General features: G+C 65.1%; 19 protein-coding genes. 8 read left to right on the top strand and 11 right to left on the bottom strand.

The genetic code is table 11. The annotated features are described in order from the left end of the window. Positions 1–45: 45 nt before the first annotated feature. Positions 46–2,541: a PAS domain-containing protein gene (locus ASD45_RS22170; protein ID WP_244485618.1), complete on the top strand. Its 2,496-nt coding sequence runs from the start codon at positions 46–48 to the stop codon at positions 2,539–2,541. 11 nt (positions 2,542–2,552) lie between these two features. On the opposite strand, the gene ASD45_RS22175 is transcribed toward ASD45_RS22170, so the two are convergent. The 4 genes from ASD45_RS22175 to ASD45_RS22190 all read right to left on the bottom strand — a co-directional run bounded on the left by ASD45_RS22175 (position 2,553) and on the right by ASD45_RS22190 (position 7,431). Then, complete coding sequence (locus tag ASD45_RS22175) at positions 2,553–3,593, bottom strand: esterase-like activity of phytase family protein (RefSeq protein ID WP_056913872.1); 1,041 nt, start codon at positions 3,591–3,593, stop codon at positions 2,553–2,555. Between the two features lie 40 nt (positions 3,594–3,633). Then, positions 3,634–5,529, bottom strand: coding sequence for a cobaltochelatase subunit CobT (gene cobT, locus ASD45_RS22180; RefSeq protein ID WP_056913873.1), 1,896 nt, complete (start codon positions 5,527–5,529; stop codon positions 3,634–3,636). 122 nt (positions 5,530–5,651) lie between these two features. Then, on the bottom strand, positions 5,652–6,638 hold the full coding sequence (cobS, locus tag ASD45_RS22185) for a cobaltochelatase subunit CobS (RefSeq protein WP_056913874.1): 987 nt from the start codon (positions 6,636–6,638) through the stop codon (positions 5,652–5,654). 193 nt (positions 6,639–6,831) lie between these two features. Further along, entirely contained in the window at positions 6,832–7,431 is a 600-nt protein-coding gene (locus ASD45_RS22190; RefSeq protein WP_056913875.1) for a J domain-containing protein, read from the bottom strand. 118 nt (positions 7,432–7,549) lie between these two features. On the opposite strand from ASD45_RS22190, the gene ASD45_RS22195 reads away from it, so the two are divergent. Further along, on the top strand, positions 7,550–7,834 hold the full coding sequence (locus ASD45_RS22195) for a BolA family protein (RefSeq protein WP_056913876.1): 285 nt from the start codon (positions 7,550–7,552) through the stop codon (positions 7,832–7,834). An 18-nt stretch (positions 7,835–7,852) separates the two neighbouring features. Here the strand turns inward: ASD45_RS22195 and ASD45_RS22200 are convergent, their stop codons facing one another. The 3 genes from ASD45_RS22200 to ASD45_RS22210 are packed head-to-tail and all read right to left on the bottom strand — an operon-like array spanning position 7,853 to position 10,895. Next, positions 7,853–9,172 (bottom strand): hemolysin family protein, encoded by a 1,320-nt coding sequence (locus ASD45_RS22200; protein WP_056913877.1) that lies wholly within the window; start codon positions 9,170–9,172, stop codon positions 7,853–7,855. Continuing rightward, positions 9,169–10,305: a 3-dehydroquinate synthase gene (gene aroB, locus ASD45_RS22205; protein WP_056913878.1), complete on the bottom strand. Its 1,137-nt coding sequence runs from the start codon at positions 10,303–10,305 to the stop codon at positions 9,169–9,171. Before aroB ends, ASD45_RS22200 begins: the two co-directional genes overlap by 4 nt. Next, positions 10,302–10,895: a shikimate kinase gene (locus tag ASD45_RS22210; protein WP_056913879.1), complete on the bottom strand. Its 594-nt coding sequence runs from the start codon at positions 10,893–10,895 to the stop codon at positions 10,302–10,304. The genes aroB and ASD45_RS22210 overlap by 4 nt, the downstream gene beginning before the upstream one ends. Before the next feature lie 177 nt (positions 10,896–11,072). Here ASD45_RS22210 and ASD45_RS22215 point away from each other — a divergent pair, with 177 nt between their 5' ends. Continuing rightward, positions 11,073–11,225: a hypothetical protein gene (locus ASD45_RS22215; RefSeq protein WP_056913880.1), complete on the top strand. Its 153-nt coding sequence runs from the start codon at positions 11,073–11,075 to the stop codon at positions 11,223–11,225. A 16-nt stretch (positions 11,226–11,241) separates the two neighbouring features. Continuing rightward, the gene (locus ASD45_RS22220) at positions 11,242–12,201 is read left to right on the top strand and encodes a site-specific tyrosine recombinase XerD (RefSeq protein WP_056913881.1); all 960 of its coding nucleotides are present in this window, start codon (positions 11,242–11,244) and stop codon (positions 12,199–12,201) included. Between the two features lie 24 nt (positions 12,202–12,225). Here ASD45_RS22220 and ASD45_RS22225 read toward each other — a convergent pair whose 3' ends face one another. Then, complete coding sequence (locus ASD45_RS22225; protein ID WP_056913998.1) at positions 12,226–13,173, bottom strand: cupin-like domain-containing protein; 948 nt, start codon at positions 13,171–13,173, stop codon at positions 12,226–12,228. Between the two features lie 5 nt (positions 13,174–13,178). Then, positions 13,179–14,396, bottom strand: coding sequence for a GNAT family N-acetyltransferase (locus tag ASD45_RS22230; RefSeq protein ID WP_082541119.1), 1,218 nt, complete (start codon positions 14,394–14,396; stop codon positions 13,179–13,181). A 258-nt stretch (positions 14,397–14,654) separates the two neighbouring features. On the opposite strand from ASD45_RS22230, the gene ASD45_RS22235 reads away from it, so the two are divergent. The 4 genes from ASD45_RS22235 to ASD45_RS22250 all read left to right on the top strand — a co-directional run bounded on the left by ASD45_RS22235 (position 14,655) and on the right by ASD45_RS22250 (position 18,944). Beyond that, a complete protein-coding gene (locus ASD45_RS22235) occupies positions 14,655–15,623 on the top strand; it encodes an acetyl-CoA carboxylase carboxyltransferase subunit alpha (RefSeq protein WP_056913882.1) in 969 nt (322 codons plus the stop codon). Between the two features lie 196 nt (positions 15,624–15,819). Next, a complete protein-coding gene (locus tag ASD45_RS22240; RefSeq protein ID WP_082541120.1) occupies positions 15,820–17,319 on the top strand; it encodes a L,D-transpeptidase family protein in 1,500 nt (499 codons plus the stop codon). A gap of 31 nt (positions 17,320–17,350) precedes the next feature. Beyond that, positions 17,351–17,605, top strand: coding sequence for a GIY-YIG nuclease family protein (locus tag ASD45_RS22245; protein ID WP_056913884.1), 255 nt, complete (start codon positions 17,351–17,353; stop codon positions 17,603–17,605). A 178-nt stretch (positions 17,606–17,783) separates the two neighbouring features. Beyond that, positions 17,784–18,944 carry a PrpF domain-containing protein gene (locus ASD45_RS22250; RefSeq protein WP_082541121.1) on the top strand — a complete coding sequence of 387 codons (1,161 nt, stop codon included), beginning with the start codon at positions 17,784–17,786 and terminating at the stop codon, positions 18,942–18,944. Positions 18,945–18,959: 15 nt separating this feature from the next. On the opposite strand, the gene ASD45_RS22255 is transcribed toward ASD45_RS22250, so the two are convergent. Together ASD45_RS22255 and ASD45_RS22260 are read right to left on the bottom strand one after the other, a co-directional pair. Next, entirely contained in the window at positions 18,960–19,223 is a 264-nt protein-coding gene (locus ASD45_RS22255; RefSeq protein ID WP_056913886.1) for a hypothetical protein, read from the bottom strand. A gap of 32 nt (positions 19,224–19,255) precedes the next feature. Then, positions 19,256–19,834, bottom strand: a complete 579-nt coding sequence (locus tag ASD45_RS22260; RefSeq protein ID WP_056913887.1) for an HPF/RaiA family ribosome-associated protein — start codon at positions 19,832–19,834, stop codon at positions 19,256–19,258. Positions 19,835–19,916 lie beyond the last annotated feature (82 nt).

Consider the following 19,916-nt stretch of genomic DNA (forward strand, 5'->3'; position numbering starts at 1 on the left):
GGTAGCAAATTACCTAGTTGGAACTTTCGCGCTCGGACTCGCGTTTTGGCTGACCGTACCGAGTTGCAGGAACGCATGCGCCAGGAAGCCGACAATCTCGCGGAGATTTTCCCCGGCGACAGCGAAATGGCACGTCTGATGCGGCAGTGGGATTGGGCCAGCACGCCGCTGGGCTCGCCCGAGAGCTGGCCGGACGCCCTCAAGATCCCGCTGAAGATGCTGCTGACGTCCCGCTTCGAAATGTGGCTCGGCTGGGGACCCGAACTCTGCTTCTTCTATAACGACGCCTACATCCCGACGCTCGGCCTCAAGCATCCGAAGATGCTGGGTAAGCCGTTCCGTGAAGTCTGGGCGGAAGTCTACGACGACGTTGCCGATCAGGTGGAGCGCGTGCGCGCCGGCGAGGCGACCTGGAACAAGTCGCTGCTGCTCCTGCTCGAACGCAGCGGCTATCCGGAAGAAACCTATCACAGCTTCTCCTACAGCCCGCTGTACGGCCCCCAAGGCGCGGTCGACGGTTTGCTGTGCGTCGTCAGCGAGGACACCGAAAGTGTCATCGCCGATCGACGCATCGACATGCTGCGGCAATTGAGCATGGAGCTGGTCGGCGCGGCCGACCGGCAAGCCGTGGTGGACGCCGTCCGCGCGGTGCTCAATTCCAACCGCCGCGACTTTCCATTCGCGCTGCTGTACCTGCCGGACGAGGCCCGAGCCTGCAGCACCGACGCCGAGCCTCTGCTGGCGCACCCCTGGCCATTCGAGCGCGTCTCGGACGCCATTCACAAGATCAACCTGCCGAGTGATCTGCCCTGTCCGGCCGGCGCGTGGAAGCGTCCGCCGACCGAAGCGCTCATCGTTCCGATCTCCGGCGCGATCGGGCAACGCAGTCGCGGCTCACTGGTGTTCGGCCTCAACCCGCATCGCCGCGGCGACATCGAAGTCTTCGACATCGCGCGGCTGGTGTCCGGGCAGGTCGGCGGTGCGCTCGCCAATGTCGAGACGTTGCGGTCCGAGCGTCGGCGCGCCGATCGCATCTGGTCCAATTCGCGCGATCTCATGGTCGTGACCGACGCCGAAGGAGTCTTCCGCTCGGTCAGCCCCGCCTGGACGCGCATTCTCGGCCACTCCATCGAGAACGTGGTCGGCCGCCATTTCCACGACTTCATCTTTCCCGACGATCTGAAAGCGTCGATCGACGCCTTCAGCCGCGCAACCTACGACGCCGATCTCACGGCCTTCGAGAACCGGCTTGTCGGAGTCGACGGCAAGCCGCGCTGGTTCTCGTGGCACACCTCGACGGAGCAAGACCAGGTCTACAGCTACGGCCGCGACATCACCGAGCAGAAGGAAAATGCCGCGGCCCTGGCCGCCGCCGAAGACGCATTGCGGCAGGCGCAGAAGATGGAAGCCGTTGGGCAGCTCACCGGCGGCATCGCGCACGACTTCAACAACCTGCTGACCGGCATCATCGGCTCCCTCGAGATGATGAAGCGGCGCGCGAACGAAGGCCGTCGCACCGACGTCGACCGTTACGCGGCGGCGGCTTCGTCCGCCGCGCACCGCGCCGCCGCGCTGACCCAGCGGCTGCTCGCCTTCTCGCGCCGGCAACCGCTCGATCCCAAGATCATCAACGTCAACGAACTCGTCGGCGACATGGTGGAGCTTGTCCGCCGTTCCATCGGCGAGTCGATCGATCTCGAGATGAATGCTGCGCCCGATCTCTGGTATGCGCGGTGCGACGCCAACCAGCTGGAAAACGCCCTGCTCAATCTCGCCATCAACGCGCGCGACGCGATGCCCGATGGCGGCCGTCTCACGATCGGCACCGCCAATACGTTTGTCGACGGCATCAAGGCGCGGCGGCTGCGCGGCGGCGGCCCCGGCGCCTTCGTCATGATCACGGTGACCGACACCGGCCACGGCATGTCTGCGGACGTCAGGGAAAAAGCCTTCGAGCCGTTCTTCACCACCAAGCCGATCGGCCAGGGCACCGGCCTCGGCCTCTCGATGATCTACGGTTTCCTGCAGCAGTCCGGCGGCTTCGTCGAAATCGACAGCGAGGAAGGCCGCGGCACGGCGGTCCGTCTCTATCTGCCGCGCAGCCAGGCGCCCGAACAGCAACTGGACGGCGCCGCCGCCGGCGAGACAGCCGTTCGAGCCGACAATGTCGGCACGGTGTTGGTGGTGGAAGACGAAGCCGCGGTCCGCGCCATCGTCGTCGATGCGTTACGCGACTGCGGCTACCGGACGATCGAAGCCGCTGAAGCCGCGACCGGCCTCAAATATCTGCAGTCGGAAGACTGCATCGACATTCTCGTCACGGACGTCGGCCTGCCGGGCGGCCTCAATGGCAGGCAGCTCGCCGATGCCGCCAGGGTGGTCCGGCCGAACCTCAAGATCCTGTTCATGACGGCCTATGCCTACAACCTGCAGGTCGGCCCCGAATCGCTCGAGCCGGGCATGGAGTTGATCGCCAAGCCATTCATCGTCGGCAGCCTCGTCGATCGCGTGAACGGCATGGTCGGGGCCAAGGCGCCGTAACCGCGCGACGGTTATTCGACGAGCGCGAACTGCAGCATGATATTGCGCTGGATGGCCGAGAAGTTGTCGTCCGACACCAGCGTGATGATGGTCTCGCCGGCAGCATTGCGGGTGACCGCGACGCCTTCCATGTTGTCGATCTGGTAGCCGAGATCGGCCTTGATGAGAACCGGGCCATCGACGACGGCGCCTTCCTTGATGTCGGTCACCGGCACACGCCGGATGCGCATGGCCACGCCGCGCAGCGGCGAATAGCTGCGCTCGAGCAGCAACAGATCGCCCGGCGGCAGGATGGTGCAATCACTGATATCGAAGTCGTCGCTGCGCTTCACCGTGAAACGCAGGGTCCCGGCCGCGTTGCGCGCCGCCGGATCGAGCACGAAGGACCGGTGATTGCCGGCCTCGTCCAGACTTTCCTCGGTGACGGCGATGAGCTTGCCGGCGTAAGGCTGACCCGGCGGCGGCGAAGCCAGGCATTCGAGGCTCTTGTTGAATTTGAAGGACTTGAAATCCGGCGGCGTCGCGATCGCGTTGCCGCGCGCGGCAAAACCGCCCCTGGCGGCGAAGCGCTCGATGCGTTCGATGCGCTCGATGCCGACATAGAAAGCGTCGCCGATCTGCGCGAGCGACTCCGAATCGTAGGCGCGCTGCATCGCCAGCGGCTTGCCATTCTCGCCGAGCAGCGGCGCCATCTCGGCATCGGCGAGACCGTCGAGGCGGCCGTCGCGGTACACCATGCGGGCCTTGAGCCATGAGCCATTGTCGGTGACGGCGAGAATGTGGGCGCCGTCGGCATCGACATGGAGCCCGGAAATGCCGCCGAACGCGGCGAAGTCGGAGGTCAGCGCCAGGCCGCCGCGAAACTCGAGCGCGCCGAAACGCACGCGTGTCGGATCGCTGTTGTCGAACGAGGCGATTGGCGTCGCGCGGATCTGGACCGCCGTCGGCTCGGTAGCAAAACGCGGCCCGCCGGCCAGCGCCCAGGTGCCGGCGACGGCTGTGACGCCGGCGATGAGCGCGGCAAAGATGAAGGTGCGGCGGCTGAACTTCATGGTCGCCTGCGCTTCGGTAAACCCGGCAACGCCAGGGACGTCACGCCACCCGGCGGCGCGGGCGGCGCGGCGTCGGAGCAGCGGTCGCGCCCTCGGCGAACAGTTCGGCCAGCTTCTCGGTCATCGCGCCGCCCAACTCCTCGGCATCGACGATGGTGACGGCACGGCGATAGTAGCGCGTGACGTCGTGACCGATGCCGATGGCGATGAGTTCGACCGGCGAGCGCGTCTCGATCTCTTCGATGACCCAGCGCAGATGACGTTCCAGATAGTTGCCCGGGTTGACCGAGAGCGTCGAATCGTCGACCGGCGCGCCGTCCGAGATCATCATCAGGATCTTGCGCTGTTCGGTGCGCGCCAGCAGGCGCTTGTGCGCCCAGTCGAGCGCCTCACCGTCGATGTTTTCCTTGAGCAGGCCTTCGCGCATCATCAGACCGAGATTCTTGCGCGCGCGCCGCCACGGCGCGTCGGCCGACTTGTAGATGATGTGACGCAGATCGTTGAGGCGCCCCGGATTGGCGGGCTTGCCGGCCGAGAGCCAGTGCTCGCGCGACTGCCCGCCCTTCCAGGCGCGCGTCGTGAAGCCGAGGATTTCAACCTTGACGCCGCAGCGCTCCAGCGTCCGCGCCAGAATATCGGCGCAGGTGGCGGCGACCGTGATCGGCCGGCCGCGCATCGAACCGGAATTGTCGAGCAGCAAAGTCACCACGGTGTCGCGGAATTCGGTGTCCTTCTCCCACTTGAAGGACAAAGCATGCATCGGATCCATGATGACGCGCGTCAACCGCGCCGGATCGAGGATACCTTCCTCGAGGTCGAAGTCCCATGACCGGCTCTGCTGCGCCATCAGCCGGCGCTGCAGGCGGTTGGCCAGGCGCGCGACGACGCCCTGCAGGCTCGACAACTGCTTGTCGAGATAGCCGCGCAGCCGGTCGAGCTCTTCCGGCTCGCACAGATCCTCGGCGGCGATCGTCTCGTCGAACTTCATGGTGAAGGCGCGATAGTCCGGGCCGCGCGGCTCGTTCTGGCCGTACTGGCGCGGACGCTGCGGCTCGCCGGGCGTCTCGGCATCGCCAAGTTCGCTCTCGTCGGCCATGTCGGCGGTCGCCGCCTCGGCGGCCTCTGAGGCATCGTCCGGCATATCCTCGGTCGACATCTCGGTGTCTTCCGACGACATGCTCTGATCTTCGTCGGACTCGGCCGATTCGCCGTCGTCGCCGGATTCCTGGTTCTTCTGCTCTTCCTCGTCGCCCTCGTCTTCGTCTTCGCTCTCGGAAGAACGATCCTCGCCCATTTCAAGCGAGTCGAGCAGATCGTGCACGGCGTCGCTGAACTTGCGCTGGTTCTCGATGACGTTTTCCAGGCGATTGAGGTCTTCGCCGGCGCGTTCCTCGATCAGCGGCCGCCATAGATCGACGAGTTTTTTCGCGGCCGGCGGCGGCGCCAATCCGGTGAGACGCTCGCGCACCATCAAGGCCAAAGCTTCCTCGATCGGCGCGTCGGCGCGCTGAGATATCTGATCGAATTTGGCGCGGGTATAGCGGTCGTCGAGCATCGCCGTCAGGTTCAGCGCCACGCCGTCCATCCGGCGCGAGCCGATCGCTTCGACGCGAGCCTGCTCGACGGCCTCGAACACGGCGCGCGCCTGCTGGCCCTGCGGCTGCAGCTTGCGATGCATCGCGACGTCATGACAGGCGAGCTTGAGCGCGATCGAATCGGCGTTTCCGCGGACAATAGCGGCCTCGGCGCGCGTCAGCTTGCGCGGCGGCTCCGGCAGCCGAACCTTGCCGCCGATGAGACCGGGACGCTCGGCCGCATAGGCGATTTCCAGATCCGGCGTGCGCGCGATAGCACGCAGCGCACCGGCCACCGAGCGCTTGAATGGCTCGGTGGGGGAATCCTTGGGGGACGGCTTTGTTTTGCTGTTCGAGGCCATTGTCTCTTCTTCGTCATTCCGGGGCGCCTACGCAGCACGCGAACCCGGAATCCGGAAAACAACTCCTGAGTAAACGTCTGGATTCCGGGCCGCGAACTTCGTTCGCGGCCCGGAATGACAGATCAGGAGAGCGCCACGTTCACCGACGATTCCGGCAGCTCGACGCCGAAACAGCGCTGATAGAACTCGGCGACGATCGGCCGCTCGAGTTCGTCGCATTTGTTGAGGAACGTCAGGCGGAAGGCGAAGCCGATGTCCTGGAAAATGTCGGTGTTCTCCGCCCAGGTGATCACCGTACGCGGGCTCATCACGGTCGACAGATCGCCGTTCATGAAGGCGTTACGCGTCAGATCGGCGACGCGCACCATCTTGCTCACGACATCGCGACCCTTCTCGTTGCGGAAGTGCTTGGCCTTGGCGAGAACGATCTCCACTTCGTTATCGTGCGGCAGATAGTTCAGCGTCGTGACCAGATTCCAGCGGTCCATCTGCGCCTGATTGATCTGCTGCGTGCCGTGATAGAGGCCCGAGGTATCGCCGAGACCGATGGTATTGGCGGTCGCGAACAATCTGAATGCAGGGTGAGGCTTGATCACGCGGCTCTGATCGAGCAGCGTCAGCCGGCCCGAGGATTCCAGCACGCGCTGGATCACGAACATCACGTCCGGACGGCCGGCGTCGTATTCGTCGAAGCAGATCGCGACATTGTGCTGATAGGCCCAGGGCAGGATGCCGTCCCGGAATTCGGTGACCTGCTGGCCATCCTTGAGCACGATGGCGTCCTTGCCGATGAGGTCGATACGGCTGATGTGGCTGTCGAGGTTGACGCGCACCATCGGCCAATTGAGCCGCGCCGCGACCTGTTCGATGTGGGTCGACTTGCCGGTGCCGTGGTAGCCGGTGACGATCACGCGTCGGTTGCGCGCGAAACCGGCGAGGATCGCCAGGGTCGTCGGGCGGTCAAAACGATAATCCGGATCGATGTCCGGGACATGTTCATCGGTCTTGGAATAGGCCGGAACTTCCATGTCGCTGTCGATACCGAAGAGCTGTCGGACGGACACCTTCAGATCGGGCAGATTGGCGGGTTCTTGAACTGCGGTTGCCATTGCTACTCCGTGGCCCCGGAACGGCGCGGGGCCGCACATTTTCGCCGGGATGAGGCTTTTTCAGGATTGTGACGCGCCAAACTACCAGAAAGCCGGGGCGAAGCGGAAGCACCCGCGACCCCCGACACGGCATAGCTCCAAAGCGCTACGATTTCAGGCTGTTAGGCCGGAATAAGGGCCGCGCCTCAGGCGCTTAGCCCATACCCACAGACTTGAGATACTTATAAGCCTGAATGATTTCAATGAGCCGGTCCTCGGTCGACCGGTCGCCGCCATTGGCGTCGGGGTGGTGACGCTTGACCAGATCCTTGTAGCGGGCGGAAACCTGAGCCCGCGTGGCGCTGACCTCGAGACTGAGTGCCTCAAATGCCTTGCGTTCCGCGTTGCGGATGACGCGGGCTTCCTTGCGGACCTTCTGTTCGGACCGCGCACCGTCACTGAAGATACCCAAGGGATCGCCGTCGGGACCCAGGGCGGAAAGGTCCGGCTTGACGCGGCCTTTCTTGCCGGTGCCCATCTTCCAGGTCGGACGATGGCCGGTCAGAGCGTCCTTCTGGTAGGCGAGCACGGCGTCATCGGCCATGCCGGCGAAGAAATTGTAGTTCTGGTTATATTCGCGCGCGTGCTTGAGGCAGTAATGCCAATAGCCGGACGTGTTCGGACCTTTCGGCGCCTTGTTGGTCGCCTTGTCCTTGCAATTCGCCCATTGGCAGGTCGGACCGTCGTTCTTGACGCGACGATCCTTGTCCGGCTTGACGCGAATGCTATCGAAAATCGAGGAGGTAGTTTTCATGACCGAACGTTATGCGCTCTTTTCGAGAATGCTCGCAAGTCTTGACAACGGTATGGCAGGGCCGATTCGGCGCCGAGACGCCATTGACCGAAGCCATCCGGTTGCCTAACTGCGTGCCATGCCCATCGACGATCTGCGTACCGCCGACCGGATTGAAAAGAAGCTGACCGAAGCGCTGGCTCCGGACAGCGTGAAGGTAGTGGATGAATCCCACCAGCATGAAGGCCATGCCGGCCACCGCCCAGGCGGGCAGACCCACTTCAGGGTGTATATCGTGGCGAAAGCCTTCGCCGGCAAGACCCGCGTCGACCGTCATCGGCTGGTCAACGCGATACTTTCGGATGAATTAGAAGGCGGCGTGCACGCGCTCGCTCTTCATACCCAGGCGCCGGGCGAAGGCTGACCGTCCACCAGTCGTTGATTACTCGGCCGGCTGCGCCCGCGACAAGGGCTGGATGCGCAGCGCGGTGATGCGATTGCGCGCGCGGCGCAGCACGCGGAACCGAAAGCCGTGGAACGTGAAGCTCTGCCCGACTTCCGGAATGGTGCGCGCCTCGTGAATGACAAGGCCTGCGATGGTCGTCGCTTCCTCGTCTGGCAAATTCCAGTCCATGACACGGTTCAGGTCGCGGATCGGCACGGCGCCATCAACATTGACTGAGCCATCGGGCTGACGGCGGACGCCGGGCATCGCCACGTCGTGCTCGTCCGTGATGTCGCCGACGATCTCCTCGAGAATATCCTCGAGCGTGACCAAGCCTTCGACTTCGCCGTACTCGTCGACGACCAGCGCGAACGGCGTCCTGCGGCGGCGGAACGCCTTGAGTTGTTCGGCAACCGGACGCGTATCCGGCACGTACCACGGCGGCGTCAGCAGCGACGCGATATCGACCTTGGCGGCGTCGCCGTCGACCGCGTGCAGCGCGCGCAGCAAATCGCGGACGTGCAGAATACCGATGATATTCTCCGGGTTGCCGCGCCACAGGGGAATGCGCGTCACAGGCGACGCGATGACCGCATTGACGACATCTTCGGCTTTTTCATCGGCGTTGAGCGTGACCATGTTGGTGCGGTGGATCATCACATCCGACACCGCGAGCTCGCCGACGCGAAACACGTTCTGAATATATTCGGCCTGGCCCTCTTCCAGCTTGCCGTATTCGGCGGAGGTCGCAACCAGGCCTTCGAGCTCGACATCGCTCAACACGTCGTGCGGCACCGCCTCCTTGACGCCGAGCAGCCGCAGAATCCAGCGCGACACCGCGTTGAGCATCCAGTTCAGCGGATAAAAGGCGATGAAGGATGCGTGCAGCGGATAGGCGACCCACAGCGATACCGGCTCGGGTTCGCGGATCGCCAGAGTCTTCGGCACCTGTTCGCCGACGACGATGTGCAGCGACGAGAACAACAGGAAGCCGACGATGAAGGCGGTCAAATGCACCGCCTTCTCCGGCATGCCGAGCGGCTCGAGCACCGGCGTCAGCAGCGCGGCCACGGTCGGCTCGCCGACCCAGCCGAGACCGAGCGAGGCCATGGTGATGCCGAGTTGGCAGCAGGCGAGGTAGGCTTCGATATTGCCGAGAATCTTCTTGACGAGCGGCGCGGCGAAACGTTGCTCCTCAACCATGGCATCGACGCGGAAGCCGCGGCTCTTCACCAGCGCGAATTCGGCCGCGACATAGAAGGCGTTGGCCGCGAGCAGCAGGAACGCCAGCAGCAGATTGAGGAATGCGCCGCTCATGATGCCCGCTTGTCGGCCAGGAAGGCGCGGATCGCCGCGGGATCGACATCGTTGGCGACGAAGGCCTGACCGACGCCGCGCACCAGAATGAAGGTGAGCTTGCCGCGCTTGACCTTCTTGTCCTGCGCGATCAACTCCATCAGCCGGTCGACGTCGGGCGTTCCGCCTTGCACATCGCTTATCTTGGTCGGCAGGCCGGCATCGGCAAGATGCGCGCGCACGCGTGCGACACTATTGCCGCCGACCAGACCCTGGCGCTCCGAGAACTCGTAAGCCAGCACGCAGCCGAGCGAAACAGCCTCGCCGTGCAGCAGCCGCTGCGAAAAGCCGGCGCCGGCTTCGAAAGCATGGCCGAAGGTGTGACCGAGATTAAGCAGCGCGCGGTCGCCGGTCTCGCGCTCGTCGCGGGCGACGATCGCCGCCTTGGCGCGGCACGACACGGCGATGGCATGTTCGCGCGCTGCGCCGCCGGCGAACACGTCGCGCCAGTTGGTTTCGAGCCAGGCGAAGAAATCGGCATCGCCGAGCAGGCCGTATTTGGCGACCTCGGCGTAGCCGGCGCGGAACTCGCGCGCCGGCAAGGTGTCGAGCACCGCGGTGTCGGCGATCACAAGGATCGGCTGATGGAACGCGCCGATCAGATTCTTGCCCTGCCGCGAATTGATGCCGGTCTTGCCGCCGACCGAGGAATCGACCTGCGCCAGCAGCGACGTCGGCACCTGAACGAAATCGAGTCCGCGCCGCACGCTGGCCGCGGCAAAGCCGGCGAGATCGCCGATGACGCCGCCGCCGAGCGCGACGATGAGGTCGCTGCGCTCGATGCGCGCCGCGATGATCGCCTCGCAGACCGTCTCGAACGTGGCGTAGCCCTTCGAGCTCTCGCCCGGCTTGACGACGATCGGCGTCGATTCGATGCCGCTGGCTTTGAGAATATCGGTGACCCGGGCGAGATGCGTCGCCGCGACATTGTCGTCGGTCAGGATCGCGACCCGGGCGCCGGGACGCAGCGTCTTGATGCGGCTGCCGAGCGTCACAATGGCGTCGCGGCCGATGACGATATCGTAGGCGCGATCGCCAAGCGCGACCGGCACGATGGTCTCGCCCGATGCAGGCTGGCGCAGCGGCGCGGTCATGACTTGAACTCCAGGCCCAGATGCTTCGGCAACTCGGCGATGATCTCTTCGACGATGACTTCGTGCGGTTCGTCGCGCGACTGCACGACGATGTCGGACAAGGCATAGATCGGTTCGCGCAGCGGCAACAGCTCCCTGATGCGGTCGGCGAGCGGCCGGTCGCCGGTGCGCCGCTTGGTGCGCTTGCTGAGGACGTCGAGATCGGCCTTCAGCCAGATCGAGATACCCTTGGAGCGGATCAGATCGCGGGTGCGCGGATCCATCACCGCGCCGCCGCCGGTCGCCAGCACCTGCGGCCCGTGATCGAGCAGACGGGCGATGACGCGGGCCTCGCCGGCGCGGAAATAGGGCTCGCCGTGCCGGGCGAAGATCTCGGGAATGGTCATGCCCGCTGCGGTCTCGATTTCGGTATCGGCGTCGATGAAGCCGAGGCCGAGCCGGGTCGCCAGCCGGCGGCCGACCGAGGATTTACCGGCGCCCATCATCCCCACCAGCACCAGCGACCGCGCGCCCAGGGCGCGCGCGATCCCCGCCTGTACGGCAGGGTCGAGCACGCTTTCCGCGGGCTTTTGGACGGCGCTGTCAACCATGATAGAGTTCCGGAACGACGCAACGGTTCCATATAGCAGCAAATGACACAACTGCGACTGCCTGGCTGGTTAACGGGCTTGTTAACGGCTTGCCAGAGGTTCCGGAACGTGGTCGTTCAGCGTGACATTGCGTACTGATTTGGGGCGTATCGCGGGGACGCGAGCCGGGTAGCGACCATGCCGAGCCTGTTCCGATTCATTGTCATCGTCGGCTTCATCGCCGGGCTGGGTTACGTGGCCGTATTTTCGCTCGCCAATTTCATCAAGTACCAGCCGCGCGAGATCGTCGTGACGGTGCCGCCCGACAAATTCTTCAAGCAGCCGAAGTAACCCGGCGAGCGCCATCATGGCAGCAGCCCGGCCGAGCGACGACTCCCTGATCGAACTGTTCCTCGACATGCAGGCGGCCGAGCGAGGCGCCGGCGAGAATACGCTGGCGGCCTATCGCAACGACCTCACCGATCTCGCCGCGCATCTGCGCGCCGCCGGCACCTCGGTCGGCAAGGCCGGCACCGACGATCTGCGCGGCTTCCTCAAGAGCCTCGACGACCGCGGCTTTGCCGCCTCGTCGCTGGCGCGCCGGTTGTCGGCGACGCGGCAGCTCTATCGTTTCCTTTATGCCGAAGGAAAACGCGGCGACGATCCCGCCGCGGTGCTCGAGGGTCCGAAGCGCGGCAAGACCCTGCCCAAGATTTTATCGATCGCCGATGTCGACCGGCTGCTGACGCAGGCGCGCGCCAATGCCGAGAACACCGAGCAGCCGATAGCCGCGCGGCTGCGCGCGTCGCGCCTGCTGTGTCTGCTCGAAGTCGTCTATGCGACCGGCCTGCGCGTCTCCGAACTCGTGGCTTTGCCCGCGTCCGCGGCGCGGCCGCAGCAACAGATGCTGGTGGTGCGCGGCAAGGGCAACAAGGAACGGCTGGTGCCGGTGGGTGGCGCGGCCAAGCGCGCGATGGGCGAGTATCTGGCGCTGCGCGCCGACGCGGCGACGAAAGATCCGAAGAAAGCCGCGCCGTCGAAGTGGCTGTTCCCCTCGTTCGGCGAACAGGGCCACATCACGCGTCAGCATTTCGCGCGCGAACTGAAGGCGCTCGGCGCGGCCTGCGGGCTCATCCCGTCGCAGCTGTCGCCGCACGTGCTGCGGCACGCCTTCGCCAGTCACCTGCTGCATAACGGCGCCGATCTGCGCGTCGTGCAGACGCTGCTCGGCCACGCCGACATCTCGACCACGCAGATCTATACCCACGTGCTCGAAGAGCGGCTCAAGAGCATGGTGCGCGACCTGCACCCGCTGGCGGATGAGTAGCAGCGCGAACGGCGACGTCTGAGCCTACGCCGCCTGCTTGGGCTTCATGTAGTAGTTGGCGTTGCGGCCGAGCACGAGCTTGCGGATCAGCGCCCGCATCGCGAGGCTCTTGCGCAGCGGATCGACCACGGCCTTGACGCTACGGAACAGCGCCAGCTTTACGGTGTCGAGCGCCGGGTTGCGGCCGGGCGCGGCCTGCGGGAAACCGATACGGCGCAGCAGCGAGTTGACGACGAACACGTCGTTCTTGCGCATCACCGCCTTGGTCTTCCAGGTCACCGCCATCGAGATCGAATATTGCGAGCCGGTGCGCACCCAGTGCGGCCACAGATACGGCACGAACACGCCATCGCCCGGGTTCAGCGCATAGCACTTCGACTTCGTTTCGAAATCGGCGCTGTAGCTGACGTTGCGATGCTTGGTCAGCGAATGCTCGATGGCGTCGTCCGTAACCACCGAACCGTCGCGGTTGTCGCAGATGGTGAAGAATTTCTCGCCGTGGATATGGACGAAAATGTTGTCCTCGGCATCGACGTGGAACGGCGTTGTGGCGTTCGGCGACGACACGAACATGAAGCCGCGGAGATCTTCGAAGCCGGCGGCTTCGAGATCGGCGTGACCATGCGCGCGAGCCAGCGCGTTGAGGCAATCCTCGATTACGGCGCGATAGGCCGGGTGCTGCTCGACGCGCTTGAGCACCATCCAGGCGCCGGCGGTCTCGATGCTGCGCACCACCTCTTCGGGGTCGAGATCGATGAATTTCGTCTTGCTGGCATCCTGACCGATGGAGGCATCGCCCGAATTGTATTCGATCGAGTCGGCCGGCAAATGACGCACCAGATCGACGACCTTCGGCAGCGTGAACAGCGGATTGCCGGCCAGTTGATGACGCAGCGAGAACGGCTGCATCGGAAAATTGGCGGCAAAGGCGGCGTGATCGACGGGCTCGATCGTGGCGGTGGCGGCGGTCATGGAGTTCATCCTTTCAGCTTGCGCAAGCGGCGATAGAGGGCGCGCGCGGCGTTGCGCAGCGTGCGCCGTGTTTCAATCAGGGCGGCAAAGAGCGCGAGCGCCGCGGCGCCCGGTTGGGTCGGTAACAGCAGGTCGCCGATCGGCTGGCGGTCGCGCCAGATGTGATCGATCATCGGGTGGTTGGCGATCGCGGTTGAATCGACGCTGTCGATTTGCCCGTCGGCGCACATCGCGCGCGTGATGTCGAGCGTGAGTTGCACGCCGGGCGACATCTTGGCCGCGCCCTCGTCGTAAGCGATCTTGAAGAAATAGGCGCGGCGCAGATGCCGGATCAGCACGCCGGCGGCCACGACCTTGTCGCCGCTGGCCAGCGTCGCAATCTGGGCGGCGCCGTCGCGCACCATCGCCGGCAAGGCTTCCCTCATGAAGGCGATGTCGCCTTCCTTCGCGGCCAGTGCGGTGCCCGCCGCGCCCTTCCAGCCGGCGGCTTCCAGCGCCAGGAACGATTCGAGCGCGGCTTCGGCCTCCGCGCCCGGCGCGGCGATACGGAATTTGACTTCGCCGTTGTCGGCGAGGCGGTTGCGCTGCCGGCGCAGTTCTTTCAGCTTCTTCGAACCGAGAGCGGCGATGGCATCGTCTTCACCTTGCGTGGCGTCGAGACGCGCGCGCTCATGCATATCGAAAACGCGCGGCGCGACCCCGAAGCCTTCGACCGCGCTGCGCAGCGCCGTTGCCGCCGGGCCATCCTGCGCCATCGCCGGCAGCATCACGGCGTAAGCGCCGGCCTTGCGTGCGGCCGCCATCAAGGCCCGTCCGGCGGCTTCCGGCTGATCGCGATCGAGCAGCGGCGTCGTCAGCGGACCATAGGCGTACCAGCCGACAAAGAACGGCAGCGGCAGTCGCAGACAATTCCACGCCGGGGCAACCAGCATCAGCCCGATGAGGCGTCGGCGCGCCGGGCTTTCCCAGGCCAGCAACGCCCGCATGCCGATCTGACCTTTGACGTGGCGTGCGACGGCGCGCGCCCAGGCCGGATGATAGAATGCGTTGGCTTCGATCGCGCGCACGGCAAGGTCCGCCCATGCGGCTTGCGGCACGGCCAGGACGTCGGTGACCTCAAAGGTCGCAAGATCGCCGCGCGCATACGCGCGGTCGCGTTTCAGCGCCGCACGGGCTCCGGCAATCCAGCCTTGAACGGTGTAACGACTATCGACGACCGACATGGATCCCCTGTCCCTTGCCTCGGCCGGGACAGTGAGGGCCGCGATCTTAAGGCCGGGCAAAAATGACCCCGGTATCCACGGTTAAAGCGCGTTCACCGTTAAATCCCGGTAAGGCGGGCGGGTGGTATTGGCCGGTAATCATTAAGGAATTGGAGGGCATGATCGCCCTCGCTTGACTAACGCCCCACTATGGGTCAGTTGGCCCACCGTGACCGGCCCGCCGGTTTCCCCGATTTTTCAGCGAAATATCCGGACCTCATGCGCAGCTATCTCGACTTCGAAAAACCGGTGGCCGAGCTTGAGGCCAAGGTCGAGGAACTGCGCGCGCTGGCGGCAACCGACAATGCCGTCTCCGTCACCGAGGAAATCGGCAAGATCGAGGGCAAGGCCGCACAGGCGCTCAAGGAGCTCTACAGCGGCCTGACGCCATGGCAGAAAACTCAGGTCGCGCGCCACCCTCAGCGTCCGCACTGCCTCGACTACATCAACAATATGATCACGGACTTCGTGCCCCTCGCCGGCGATCGCAAGTTCGGCGATGACGCGGCGATCGTTGCCGGCTTCGGCCGCTTCCGCGGTGAAAGCATCTGCATCCTCGGTCACGAGAAAGGCAGCGACACCGAAAGCCGCCTCAAGCACAATTTCGGCATGGCCCGCCCGGAAGGCTATCGCAAAGCGGTGCGGCTGATGGAAATGGCCGATCGTTTCGGCATTCCGGTGCTGTCGCTGGTCGACACCGCCGGCGCTTATCCAGGCATCGGCGCTGAAGAGCGCGGTCAGGCCGAAGCCATCGCGCGCTCGACCGACGTTTGTCTCGGCCTCACGGTGCCGAATGTCGCGGTCATTCTCGGCGAAGGCGGGTCGGGCGGCGCGATTGCGCTCGCCACCGCCAACAAAGTGCTGATGCTCGAACACGCGATCTACAGCGTGATTTCGCCGGAAGGCGCGGCGTCGATCCTGTGGCGCGATTCCACCAAGGCCCAGGAAGCTGCGACCAACATGAAGATCACGGCGCAGGACATGGTCCGCTTTGGCGTCATCGACACCATTGTGCCGGAGCCGACCGGCGGGGCGCACCGCGACCCGCGCGAGGCCATCGCCTCGACCGCCGATGCCATCGCCGCCGCATTTGCTGAATTGCGCGGCCTGGATCGCGACGCCGTGCGCAAGGCGCGCCGCGACAAATTCCTGGCCATGGGCCGGATTCCGGCGCGTTCGGCCGGCTGACGTACCGGCCCGGCCCTGCCCGGCCGTGGCCCCGCCGCGACCGCCCCTATCCGGCATCAAAAACGCCTGTCTCCGGGCTTTAGGCCAGATTCACCATAGGGTTAGCGCAGAAGCCTGCGACGCCGGATTGCCTTGCAGATGCCATATCTTCTGGCTAACCATATTCGTATGGGGCCTGCCCCCGGGGAGTACCGTTTTGACTGCACGCTTCGTACGCGCCGTGATGGCGGCCGCCGCTCTTTCTGCGGCCATGGCGCTTGCTGCCTGCAATCCCGACGATCTTGCGCCCAACAGCCGCGCCGCGGCCCCGCTGTCGTCGGCCATGGTTTCGGACATCGCGTCCAAGAACATGGATACCGGCTCGCCGATCCTCGCCCGCATCTTCAAGGAAGAAGCGGAGATGGAAGTCTGGAAGCAAACCCGCGACGGCCAGTACGCGCTGCTCAAGACCTATCCGATCTGCCGCTGGTCCGGCGACCTCGGTCCGAAGAAGAAGGAAGGCGACCGCCAGGCGCCGGAAGGCTTCTATACGATCACGCCGGGTCAGATGAATCCGGCTTCGAGCTACTATCTCGCGTTCAACACCGGCTTCCCCAATGCCTATGACCGTTCGCACGGTTACACCGGCTCGGAGCTGATGGTGCATGGCGACTGCTCGTCGCGCGGCTGCTACGCGATGACCGACGAACAGATCCAGGAAATCTATGCGTTGGCGCGCGAGTCTTTCCACGGCGGCCAGCGCGCATTCCAGCTGCAGGCCTTTCCGTTCCGCATGACCGCGCTGAACATGGCCAAGCATCGCAACAATCCGAACTTCGCGTTCTGGAAGATGCTGAAGGAAGGCTACGACAACTTCGAGGTCACGCGTCAGGAGCCGAAGGTCGCGGTGTGCGAGAAGCGCTATGTGTTCGATCCGGCGACGACCGATGCCGAAGGCAGGCCGCTGAAGTTCAATGCCGCCGGCAAGTGCCCGGCCTATGAACTCGACAAGAACATCGCCGACGCCGTGCTCGAGCATCGCCGTCAGGAACAGACCCAGATGGCGCATTACATCGCGCAGGGCGTCGCCACCGTGCCGTTCCGCACCGGCATCGACGGCGGCATGAACCAGGTATTCGCCGAGAAGCTCGGCACCCAGGAAGGCTACGACGCCAAGGGCCGTCCGATCTTGGTCGCGACGGCGCCCGGCGCGCTGCCGCGCGGCGACAACCAGCCGATCCCCGCCACTTTGGTGAGCGTGCCGAAGCCGGTCCAGGCGGAGCCGGCCGAGCCGCAGGTGCAACTGGCGAGCGCCCCGGCGGCCGCCGAACCGGCTGCCACTCCGTCGGCTGCCAAGGGTCTCCTGGGCAGCCTCTTCGGCGACTCGAAGGCCGCCGAGGCGGGAGCGTCCGCCATGGCGACAGCCGTTCCCGCGCCAAAGCCAGCACCGCGTCAGACCGCCAAGCCGGCTGCGGTCCGCACCGCCAATGCCGCGCCGAAGGCGCAGGCGCCCGCCAGCAAACCGCAGGTGGCGCAGAGCGAACCGGCCGCAAAGCCGCGCGTGGCGACGATCGAGAAGCCGGCGGCAAACGAAACACCGCAGCTTCGCACTGCCTATTCCGCAGCGCCGCCCGCCAACAACAACAGTTCTCTGACGGGCGCGCAGCCGGTGGTGCCGGTCGGCAGCTTCAGCTCACGCTGGTCCGGCGTTCAGTAATTTCCAATTTCGAATCGTGTAGGCTGGGCTGATGTCCGCCTACGTGTACGTTCTCGGTTGCCGCAGCAACGATCGCGTCCTGACCTACGTCGGCTGGACCAACGATATCGAGCGCCGGGTCGCCCAGCACAATGCCGGCAAGGGCGCGCGCTCGACCCGCGGGCGCCTGTGGCAGCTTCTGCACTCCGAAAGCTTCGCCACCAAGGCGGAGGCGATGAGCCGCGAGTGGCATCTCAAGCGCGAGCGCGCTTTCCGAAAGGCGCTTGCCGAGAAAATCGGCCGTTAGCGGCGCATAAAAATCAAACCTGCGACAGATGGACACAGCCGCTGCGCGGGTTTAGGCATACCGCCTCAGGCCTCCACGCCGTCCGCCGAAGGAGCATGCCATCAATTACGCAGCCCCCATCGCCGCCGCCGCCCTGCCGCGTTTCAACGACGGCACCTGGGAATTTCCGGTTCTTCACGTGCGCGGCGGCACCTCGACCGGCCTCGTCATCTGGGACCGCGCCGCGCCCAAAGACGTCGCGCTGCGCGAGGAACTGCTGCGCCATCTGATGGGCCTGCCGCTGCAAGGCACCAGCAGCGACGCCAAGCAGATCACCGGGCTCGGGCGCGGCTATCCGACGAGCAACAAGGCGTTCTTCGCCGCGTTCGAACAAAAGCCCGACGGCGCGCCGCGCATCGTCTCGACGCTGGCGCAACTGGCGCACGGCAAGGCCGAGGTCGACTGGAGCGTGAACTGCGGGAACATGTCGGCGGCGCTGCCGTTCTGGGCGATCGATCAGAAATTCCTGCCGCGCCAGCTCGACGGCAGCGGCGAAGTCGAGATCTTCAACACCAACACCAAGACGGTGATGACCGGCCGCGTCGCGCTCGACGGCGACGGTTTCGCCATGACGGAAATTCCCGGCGTCGACGGCGCGTTTCCCGGCGTCGATCTGTTCATCGCCAATCCGGTCGGCGCCAAGACCGGCAAGGCGCTGCCGACCGGCAATGTCACGGACAAATTCGGCGCCTACACCGTGTCCTGCGTCGATGTCGCGGTGCCGATGGTGATCGCGCGCGCGTCCGAATTCGGCAAGACCGGCACGGAAGACGTGAAGGCCCTACGTGGCGACGCCACCTTCTTCAACGCGCTGCGCACTCTGTGGATCGAGGCCGGCCTGAAGATGGGCCTCAAGGGCAAGGGCGGCAAGCCGATGACCGCGGACGAACTCGCCAACAGCGAGACGATCCCGAAAGTCTGCATCGTCGGTCCGGCCGTGAACGGCGGCAACATCTCGACGCGCTACTTCACGCCGCAGGAAGGCCACGCCACCATGGCGGTGACCGGCGGCTGCTGTCTCGCCGCGGCCTGTCTCATCCCCGGCACCGTGGCGCACGAACTGGCGCGCGGCCTGCCGGCGCTCGGGGCGACACCGTCCGAAGCCACCGTCGATATCGAAAATCCCGCCGGCATTCTCTCCGCGACCATCGAAGGCACGCACGCGCACGGCGAAACAAAAATCACGCGCGCCGCCTACAAGCGCTCGGCGCAGATTCTGCTGCGCGGCTATGTGCCGCTGTACCGCGCCTCGGCTGCGCTCAACGGCGCGCTCGCCGAAATCGCCGCCGCCAAGGCGTGAGGCTCTTGCAGGCGATCAGTGCGGCCGGCCGTCTTCGTCGGCCGCTGCCGCCATCGTCCGCGTCAGATCGACGATGTCCTGCTCAATATCGCTCAGCCGCGTGGTGAGCTCGAGATAGCGCAGCGTCGAAGCGCCGTTCTCCGCCCAGACGCCCTGGCGACGCGAGGCTTCGGGCTGCTCGGCCATATCGGCGATCATGATTTCGATCGCCGCCTCGAGTTCGTCGCGCTGACGCTGAAGCTCGGCGAGCTGAACGGTCTTGTCGGGTTTCCTTGCCATCGGCGCACTTCGACCATGCGTGCCTTGCGCGGTCAAGCGCGTTCGAGCACCCGCACCTTGCTGGCGGTCGGGCCGGTGTCGCCTTCGCCGGCAACGTACGTCACGCCGTCGCCGCGGCGCAGCGCGTCGAATTCGCCGGTCAGCAGGCTGTTGCGATGGAAGTAAAGCAGGCCGCCCTCGGCGGTCATGACGAAGCCGTGGTCCTCATCGGGATGCATCTCCGCGATCTGGCCGCGAAATTCATGCGCTGCCTCGTGCGTCCGGACCTGCTGATGATCGGTCACGATGTCCTTGACCTGCGCCAGCCGTTGCTCCGCGATGCGGAAAGCTTCATTGACTGCGTTGTGCACGTCCGGCGACTGAAACTTGCGTTGCAGATGGCCGGTTCCGTGCGCCACCACGATGTCCTTGCGACCGGGCAGCGAAATCTCGATCCGCACCACCGGCGGCATTGTGCCGGCAGCGTTCTGGTTGAGCTGGTCGATACGAACCCGGCAGGTCGTCATGCGGCCGTAGATGCGTTCGAGATTATCGATGTGGCGGCCGATCGCGTCCTTGACGGCATCGGACGGCTCGCAGCGATGGAACGAGATTTCAGGTTCGATTTGCATGATGCTGTCTCCGCTCGCCCTCTTGAAGAGTAATGCGGAAACGCCGGCTTTGGTTTCGCGGATTGATCGTGCGGTTCCGGAC

The organism is Pseudolabrys sp. Root1462 (assembly GCF_001426945.1).
Classification (GTDB): domain Bacteria; phylum Pseudomonadota; class Alphaproteobacteria; order Rhizobiales; family Xanthobacteraceae; genus Pseudolabrys.